The 562-nt window shown below is 49.3% G+C and carries 1 protein-coding gene; it reads left to right on the top strand.

Annotated elements, in window-relative coordinates; translation table 11 throughout:
* Positions 1-339 (top strand): reverse transcriptase domain-containing protein (locus AAFM92_16910; protein ID MEL7302040.1); only part of this gene is annotated, 339 nt, incomplete at its 5' end.
* Between the last annotated feature and the right edge of the window lie 223 nt (positions 340-562).

The raw sequence follows: 562 nt of genomic DNA, 5'->3' as shown, positions 1-562 counted from the left end.
GGGGTAGGGGGTTGTGTACTAAAAGGGATTCAGAGCTTCTATGCAGGGAGTAGGGCTTGTGTAAGGGTGGGGAGTGAAATGAGTGACAGTTTTGAGGTGAATGTTGGTTTGAGGCAGGGATGTGTGATGTCGCCCTGGCTATTCAATGTGTATATGGATGGAGTGGTGAGAGAGGTAAAAATGAGAACACTTGGCAGGGGATTGGAGTTGAGGGAGCAGAATGGGAGGGAGTGGGAAGTGAGTCAGTTGCTGTTTGCGGATGATACTGCGCTGGTGGTGAGTACAGAGGAGAGGTTGCAGAGATTGGGGGGGAACAGTGTGGTTTTAGGAAGGGGATGAGTTGTGGGGATCAGATATTTGCAGTAAGGCAGATATGTGAGAAGAAACTAGAGAAACACCAAGAAGTGTTCTGGGCCTTTATGGACTTGGAGAAGGCGTATGATAGGATAGATAGGGAAGCGTTGTGGCAAGTACTAGGGGTTTACGGGGTAGGGGGTTGTGTACTAAAAGGGATTCAGAGCTTTTATGCAGGGAGTAGGGCTTGTGTAAGGGTGGGGAGTGA

The sequence above is a fragment of the Pseudomonadota bacterium genome, assembly GCA_038533575.1.
In the GTDB taxonomy this organism is placed as follows: Bacteria; Pseudomonadota; Alphaproteobacteria; order Rhodobacterales; family Rhodobacteraceae; genus Shimia_B.
Note: the sequence above shows the minus strand (reverse complement) of the source record. Positions and strands in the feature narration are given on the sequence as shown.